Annotated in this window: 7 protein-coding genes and 1 pseudogene; 1 reads left to right on the top strand and 7 read right to left on the bottom strand. The window is 68.9% G+C overall.

Annotated features, from left to right (window positions below; translation table 11 throughout):
- The 5 genes from AC1DOC_RS15420 to AC1DOC_RS15400 form a co-directional block, all read right to left on the bottom strand.
- Window positions 1–380 (bottom strand): transporter substrate-binding protein (locus AC1DOC_RS15420; protein ID WP_478130036.1); only part of this gene is annotated, 380 nt, incomplete at its 3' end.
- A gap of 117 nt (window positions 381–497) precedes the next feature.
- The gene (locus AC1DOC_RS15415; RefSeq protein ID WP_478129093.1) at window positions 498–1,157 is read right to left on the bottom strand and encodes a hypothetical protein; all 660 of its coding nucleotides are present in this window, start codon (window positions 1,155–1,157) and stop codon (window positions 498–500) included.
- 159 nt (window positions 1,158–1,316) lie between these two features.
- Entirely contained in the window at window positions 1,317–1,646 is a 330-nt protein-coding gene (locus tag AC1DOC_RS15410) for a nucleotide pyrophosphohydrolase (protein ID WP_478130035.1), read from the bottom strand.
- Between the two features lie 46 nt (window positions 1,647–1,692).
- Entirely contained in the window at window positions 1,693–3,174 is a 1,482-nt protein-coding gene (locus AC1DOC_RS15405) for an MFS transporter (protein WP_278878247.1), read from the bottom strand.
- A gap of 76 nt (window positions 3,175–3,250) precedes the next feature.
- Window positions 3,251–3,637, bottom strand: a complete 387-nt coding sequence (locus AC1DOC_RS15400; RefSeq protein ID WP_478079349.1) for a hypothetical protein — start codon at window positions 3,635–3,637, stop codon at window positions 3,251–3,253.
- Between the two features lie 114 nt (window positions 3,638–3,751).
- Between AC1DOC_RS15400 and AC1DOC_RS15395 the strand changes: the two genes are divergently transcribed.
- Window positions 3,752–4,678, top strand: a complete 927-nt coding sequence (locus AC1DOC_RS15395) for an AraC family transcriptional regulator (RefSeq protein ID WP_015866793.1) — start codon at window positions 3,752–3,754, stop codon at window positions 4,676–4,678.
- Here AC1DOC_RS15395 and AC1DOC_RS15390 read toward each other — a convergent pair.
- Window positions 4,675–5,742 carry an extracellular catalytic domain type 1 short-chain-length polyhydroxyalkanoate depolymerase gene (locus AC1DOC_RS15390; protein WP_015866794.1) on the bottom strand — a complete coding sequence of 356 codons (1,068 nt, stop codon included), beginning with the start codon at window positions 5,740–5,742 and terminating at the stop codon, window positions 4,675–4,677. The two genes, AC1DOC_RS15395 and AC1DOC_RS15390, sit on opposite strands and share 4 nt — an antisense overlap.
- A gap of 48 nt (window positions 5,743–5,790) precedes the next feature.
- Window positions 5,791–6,097, bottom strand: a pseudogene (locus tag AC1DOC_RS15385) (polyphosphate kinase 2); the annotation flags it as partial.

Below are 6,097 nucleotides of genomic sequence, written 5' to 3'. Positions count from 1 at the left end.
GGGTAGAACAAGAGGCCGTTCATTTCCTCGACCACCGGCAGCACCGACTTGCGCGACACCGAGGTCCAGCAGCCGAAGATCACCGAGACCTTGTCCTGGCCCAGCAGCTGCTTGGTCTTTTCTGCGAACAGCGGCCAGTTGGACGCCGGGTCGACCACCACGGGCTCGAGCTGCTTGCCCAGCACGCCGCCCTTCTTGTTGATGTCGTCGATGGCCATCAGCACCGTGTCTTTCAACACGGTTTCCGAGATGGCCATCGTGCCCGACAGCGAGTGCAGCACGCCGACCTTGATGGTGTCGGCGGCAAAGGCCGGCGCAGCGCAAATGCTGGCCAGGGCGACGGCGGCGGTGAGCGCCTTGAGTGTGAAACGACGTTGCATGTGGACTCCTGCTCCGGGGTGGTTGAAACCTGGTCGCCGGTCGAGCCGGACGATGGAGGGGAGTCTGCGGATTCGCCCGTCCGCGAGAAATACGCCGGGTGGCGTACACGGAGGTACTCAGGCGGGTGGGCCGGCCGGGGAAGCGGGCTTCCCTTCGTCCGGCTTGCCGGCGCGGTTGCACATTTCCTCGAGAAAACCTCTCTCGAGCTCGTCGCCGTTGTTCCTTGCTTCCCGTGCCCATGTACAGGCATTTGTGAAGTCGTTCTTCAGGTAGTACGTGAAAGCCACGTGGGAGCGCGCATTGCGCGCGGTCGCCGAGATCCGGAGCGCCTTGTTCAGCTCGGCCTGACTTTCATCGAGCCGCTTCACCATCCAGAGAAACTTGCCGTAGTCGACAAAGGCCTCGGCATCGACCTTCGGCCTCGATGTTGCCAATCGGAAGAAGCGCTCCACCTCCGATGCCGTGCCGTCGCGACCCGCCGTGATCAGCGCGAAGCCGTGATACACGTTGCCGTTCTCGGGGTCCAGCAGCCACGCCTGGTTGAAGCGCGCCATTGCCGTCGTCGTGTCTCCCTTGGCCCAGGCTGCCCAACCCCGGCCGAGCACCTGCTTCGCTCCGTCGGCGCGAGAGAGGCCACCCTTCTCCATCGACGCGATGAAGTCGGCATCGGCGCTTTTCATCTCTTCCGTCTTGACGCGACCGCCGTACATCGGCAACTGGTTGATCGGAAGCGGATTGGCTGAAGCGGCTGCCGATGCGGTGATGAGCAGCGCCAAGGCGGTAATGGCGGTCCAAAGACATTTGGGCATTCGAAGTCTCCCTGTTCGTTCTTGATGAAAGGACAGCGCAGACTAGCGAGCGCCCTGCGCCCCCAGCCGCCAAATCAGGAAAGCACCGCCATCCGATACCCGAAGGACAGTCCGGCAACACCGGGCTCAGGGCTCGCTTCTTTTTTCGACCGGGTACTTCTGTGCGTTGACGAGCATCTTGCGCTGTGCCGCATCGATCAAGTCGACGCCCAGCTTGTCTGCCAGTTGCAGCAGGTAGAGAAAGACATCCGCCATCTCGGCGCCGACCTCGTCGCGCTTCTCGGGCGAGAGCGAGCGGCTCTGCGCTTCGGTCAGCCACGGGAAGTGCTCCAGCAGTTCAGCCGCTTCCACCGAGAGCGCCGACGCGAGGTTCTTGGGCGACTGGAACTGCTCCCAGTCGCGGGCCTTGGCGAACTCGCGCAATGCCTGATTCAGCTTGTTCAGATCGGTGTCCATGTCATTCCTGCCGTGCGGCCAGGAGTTTGGCATGGCGACCCGGCCTTCACACTTGCGCGGATGGCTTCCGGTTCGCGCGCCGATGCAGCAGGGCCACCACCAGCGCGGACACCATCAGGTACACCAGCGCCACACCGAACGCGCTCGCATAGGCCGCCGCATCCGGTGCATCGCCCAGCCGCCCATAGAACAGGATTCCGATCAGCGCCACGCCCAGCGCATTGCTCGCCTGCTGCACCATCGACAACACGCCCGATGCCACGCCCGCATGCTGCGGCGGCAGGCCGGCCAGCACGGTGGACACCAGCGGCGCCATCACCATGCCGAGCCCCGCGCCCTGCACCAGCAGCAGCGGCACCATCCACGCGGCCACGTGCGTGTGCCCGGCCCACCCCGCCACGTTGACGAACTGCAATGCATGGCCCGCGGCCAGCACCAGGGCGCCGAGCGCGATCGGAGGCTTGCCGCCGAAGCGGCGTGCCAGGCGCGCGCCGGCCATCGAGGTTGCGAAGAAGCCGACCGCCAATGAGGTGAAGACGATGCCCGAGCTCAGCGGGCCGAGCGCCAGGCCTTGCTGCAGGTAGAGCGCCAGCACGAAGTAGAGCGAGGCATTGCCGACATAGAAGGCCAGCGTGGTGAAAAGCCCCATGACGAAGCGCCGGTTCGCGAGCAGCACGGGCGCCACCAGTGGCGCACCGCCGTTCGCGGCCAGCCGGCGCTGCTGGAAAGCGAACGCGGCGAGCAGCGGCAGCGCGGCGGCAAGGCACAGCCAGCTCCACAGCGGCCAGCCCTGCTGGCGGCCTTCCACCAGCGGCAGCACCACGGCGACCGAACCCGCGGCCACCAGCAGCATGCCGGCAAGGTCGAGCTTGCTGTTGCTGCCACTGTTCGCAAGCGGCGGAATGAGGCGGGGTGCCAACGCCAACGCCAGCAGCCCGATCGGCACGTTGATGAGAAAGCAGCTGCGCCAGCCCAGCCCCGCCAGGTCCGCATGGATCAGCAAGCCGCCCACCAGCTGCCCCAGCGTGGCGCCCAGCCCCAGCGTGAGCCCGTAGGCCGCAAAGGCGCGCGCGCGGTCTTCGCCGGTGTAGGCCAGGCCGATCATCGCGAGCACCTGCGGCTGCAGCAGCGCACCGGCCAGCCCCTGCAGCACGCGCGCCGCCACCAGCAACTCGGCATTCGGCGCAAAGCCGCAGGCGGCCGAGGCCAGCGTGAACAGCAGGAGGCCGAGCATGAACATGCGGCGGCGGCCGAAAAGGTCGCCCAGGCGGCCGCCGGTGATGAGGCCCGCGGCAGTGGCCAGGCCGTAGCCCGCCACCACCAGTTGCAGCGTGGCGGTGCTCGCCAGCAGCTCGCGCTGCATCGAGGGCAGCGCGACGTTCACGATGAAGAAGTCCAGCACCACCAGGAAGGTGCCGCTGAGCATGACCCACAGGGCCAGCGGGCCGGGCTTCGTCGCGCCCGTGCCGTGGATGCCAGGGGAGGAGGAAAGCGATGCGGCGGGAACAGCGGGATTGGACTGGGTCATGGTGGCCTCGAGTGTTGGGGTGGCGGCGTATGGCGGCAATGACCTCGCAGGTCATGGCCGGCCTTTGTCCAAGCGATCAGGCGGCGGGTGTCGGCAGGATGAACTGGTAGTCGATGGCGATGCGGCCGTCCTCGGCCAGCAGCAGGAACTCCAGCCCGAGCGCAGCGACCGGGCCGCCCGCGGCAGGGACCATCTGCCAACGGAACATCACGGTGTCGCGCAGCAGCTGGGCATCGCCGGTGGCAATGAAGCGAAAGCCGTTGTCGCGCACATTCTTTTCGTGCGAGCCGGCAACGCGTTGCTCCAGCGCCTCGTAACCCTTGGCCTGCAGCGTGCGCACGCAGTGCTCGCCCTGCGGCACCCAGAGGCTGGCGATGGCGTCGCGGCGGGCGCCGGCGTCCGGCAGGTTCCATAGGGCGACGTAGCGGTCGGCGAGCTCTGCGGCGTGGGTGTCGGCATGCATGTGTCTGCTCCTGTGCGGTAAGAGTGAAGTCGCAGTTTCCGCCGCGGCGAGTGGACAGTGAATGCCCGTAAAGCCGACAATCTTGTCCATTCGTCCACTGCCACCGGAGCCTTCATGGACCCACTCGACGATGTTTTCGCCGCCATGCGCGTGCGCAGCGCGCTGTACGCCCGGCTTGAGGCCGGCGCGCCCTGGGGCGTGAGCCTGGCTGGCGGAGAGAGCGCGCGTTTCGGCCTCGTGGTGCGCGGCAGCTGCCTGCTCGAGGCGCCGGGCGTCGCACAGCCCGTGCCCCTGGCCGCCGGCGACTGCTACGTGCTCGCGCACGGCACGCCCTATGTGCTGCGTGACCACCCGAACACGCCCACGGTGAGCTGCGCCTCGGTGGTGCGCGACCGCATCGGCGGCGTGGTCGAGCTGGGCGGCACGGGCACCGCGGCCTCGGTGATCTGCGGCTGGTTCCACTTCGACCAGCGTGCCGCGCGCCCGCTGCTCGACCTGCTGCCGGTGCTGCTGCACGTGAAGATGGAAGAGGCGCGCGCCTTGGCTCTGCAGGGCACGCTGCAGCTGCTCGCGATGGAAACCGGCGAGCCGGGCCTGGGTTCGGGCCTGCTCGTGAGCCGGCTGGCCGACATCGTGTTCGTGCAGGCGGTGCGTGCCCACGTGGCGGCCCATGGCGAATCGCAGACGGGCTGGTTGGCCGCGCTGGCCGACGCGCGCATCGGCCCCGCGCTGCGCGCCATGCACAAGGACATGGCGCGCGACTGGACGGTGGAAGCGCTGGCCTCGACGGCGAGCCTGTCGCGCTCGGCCTTCGCGCAGCGCTTTCGCGAGCGCGTGGGCCAGGCGCCGCTCGAATACCTCACGCAGTGGCGCATGTTCAAGGCCGGCAACATGCTGGGCCAGGGCCATGCGGCCGTCGGCGCGATCGCAGGCGCGGTGGGCTACGAATCGGAAGCTGCCTTCAGCAAGGCCTTCAAGCGCCGCATGGGCATGGCACCGGGCGCATGGCGCGCCGCGGCGCGCGAGGGCGCTGCCGCCTAGGCGCCCGCCGGAAGGCCCGCCTTGATCTTGGCCGCGTGCTTGAACTGCGCCGCCGCAAAGGCCCACACCATGCGCGTGGCATCGGGTCCGGCCGGATCGCTGAAGAGCAGCTGGGCGGCACCGCCGCTCCAGGCATGGCCGAGTCCCGCGATCTCGCACAGCACGACCAGCGTGCGGCCCTTGCGCCGGAACTCGGTCAGCCGCATGGCGTGCCGCTTGCCGCGCTGCAGCGTGCGCGCGGCCCCCGGCTTGGCGCCCACGGCCGTGGCCCACACGGCCGCGCTGTTGACGGCATTGCTCGGCGCCACCACGGCATCGGCCTCGCCATGGATCACCAGCATCGGCGGCAGGGTCGCGAACACGGCGGCCGCGCCCATGGCCTTGCCGACCGCGGTGGTCGGCATCGGCGGCGCGTGCTGCCCGCGCATCGCGCCCAGGGCCGTGGCCGAGGACTTCGCTGCGCCCGGCGCCACGCCCGAATGCATGGCCACGGCGCGAAAGCGCGCCGGATAGCGCGTGGCCAGCAGCGCCGCCATGCTGGCCCCGGCCGACAGGCCCGCCAACGCGATGCGCTCGCGGTCCACCGGATAGAGCATCGAGGCCTGGTCGATGGCCGCCATCAAGGTGGCGGCCTCGGCGTCGGCCTTGCCGGAGCGCCGCTCGTACCAGTTCCAGCAGCCCTGGGGGTGGGCCAGCCTGTCCTGCTCCAGGTAGAGCACCAGGAAGCGCTGGCGCACCGCAAGCGCGTTCATTCGCGTGCTGGCCGCGAAGTCGCGCCCGGTCTGGCCGCAGCCGTGCAGCATGACCATGAGCGGCAGCTTCTCGCCGGGCTGCAGTTGCAGGCCGGCCGGGCGGAACAGGTGGTAGCCGCGCGCACCGCCGGGCCCCAGCGCCATGCCGCCGAGCCAGTCGCCCTTGCCCGGCGGCGGCTTGAGCCGCTTGGCGGTTGCGCGCTGCACCTGGCCCGCCACGCGCTTGCTGTTGCCGAGCGTGATCTTCGTGAGGGCCTTCAGGTTGCGCTCATACGCGCGGGCGAACAGGGAAGCGGTGGAACGGCGGGCCATGGCGCAGTGTGACGCAAAGCGCCGGCCATCCAAACAGCGGCCGAGGCCCTAGTAGATTTCCGGCACGATCATGCTGGCCGGCACCGGCTGGCGCAGGTAGTCGGCATGGCGCTCGCGCGCGGGCAGTTCCACCGGCGGATGCGGCACCTCCTGGTAGGGCAGCTGGCCCAGCAGGTGGCTGATGCAGTTCAGCCGCGCCTTCTTCTTGTCGACCGCCTGCACCACCCACCACGGCGCTTCCGCAATGTGGGTGCGCTCCAGCATGATTTCCTTCGCCTTGGTGTATTCCTCCCAGCGGCGGCGGCTTTCCAGGTCCATGGGGCTGAGCTTCCATTGCTTGAGCGGATCGTGGATG

It is taken from the genome of Variovorax sp. 01T439_2 (genome assembly GCF_056398445.1).
The sequence above is the reverse complement of the archived record's forward strand: the minus strand, read 5'-3'. Positions and strand labels throughout refer to the sequence as shown.